We start from the raw sequence: 233 nt of genomic DNA, 5'->3' as shown, positions 1-233 counted from the left end.
AATCGGAAATAACTATGCTGGAGTTGCAGCACCATACGGGGGGCCAACTGCTAATAATCCGGTTTCAACTCCTACTTATGGTGATTCAATTTATGATCCGGCTAAGGGTGATCAACCTAGTTTTGCTAACGTGCTTTACCCAAATCAAGATCCTGACCCTAATCTAAATAATTTGACTGGCAGAACCTGGACCGTTGACATTCAGGGTGACGGAGCTTCTTTTGATTTAAATG

General features: G+C 42.9%; 1 protein-coding gene. It reads left to right on the top strand.

Going from position 1 to position 233, the window contains the following annotated elements; translation table 11 throughout:
• Positions 1-233: hypothetical protein (locus tag AC6UDG_RS07885; protein WP_500707017.1), on the top strand; the 233-nt coding region annotated here is incomplete at both ends.

This window comes from Fructilactobacillus sp. X2R1C1 (assembly GCF_059901435.1).
Note: the sequence above shows the minus strand (reverse complement) of the source record. Positions and strands in the feature narration are given on the sequence as shown.